Source organism: Deltaproteobacteria bacterium HGW-Deltaproteobacteria-6 (assembly GCA_002840435.1).
GTDB lineage: Bacteria > Desulfobacterota > Syntrophia > Syntrophales > Smithellaceae > UBA8904.
Window position 1 is genome coordinate 1 of the sequence record PHAT01000025.1, and the last position, 641, is coordinate 641.

The window sequence follows — 641 nt, forward strand, 5'->3', positions numbered from 1 at the left end:
GCCTTTGTTGCCAATAAGAAAACCGATGAATTTGCAGCGGAGTTCGCGATGATGGCGGATGCCATGGCGGCTTTTAAAGATATCGTGGATATGAATGCCACGTGGACGGCAGGTGATAAGCAGATGAAACAGCTTTATGCTACCCGGACGCTTCATGCCGGTGCAAGAATTTACTGCGGCAAGTTGCTGCTCGACCAGGCGCTGCTCGCGGCCGCAAAGCTCAAAGAGCAGGGTGACGTCGATGTCAATTTCTACAAGGGTAAAATCGCCACCGCCAGGTTCTATGTGATGAATCACGTTCCCGATATCTTCGGATACGAGAAGGCGATGAAGTGCGGCGACCGCAGTGCGATCGAAATCCCCGAAGAAAGTTTCATGTAGTTCAAACGCCCCCTGCTTAAGGGAAAGAAAACCAAAAAAAGTGTGAACAGCCGGAGCGGAATAAAATTCCGCTCCGGCTACTTAAAGGGACCTCAGATAATCTTTGATATTGCGTTTTTCATAAAAGATTATTGATAAAATTTCTTCTCCCGGAATAAATTGTCATAATCAGTCCATAAAGGTGAAAAATGAACAAAGAGGAAGCAATAGAATTCGCATCAAGGTGGCTGCCGGCCTGGACGGGAAATAATGCGGAAAAA

1 protein-coding gene and 1 pseudogene (1 of these 2 running past the window's edge) are annotated in these 641 nt (G+C 47.0%); both read left to right on the forward strand.

Translation table 11 applies throughout. The features are described from left to right. The coding region (locus CVU71_18490) for an acyl-CoA dehydrogenase (GenBank protein ID PKN16792.1) at positions 1 to 381 on the forward strand (381 nt) is incomplete at its 5' end. Positions 382 to 569: 188 nt separating this feature from the next. Further along, a pseudogene (locus tag CVU71_18495) lies at positions 570 to 641 on the forward strand (hypothetical protein); it runs 244 nt beyond the window's last position.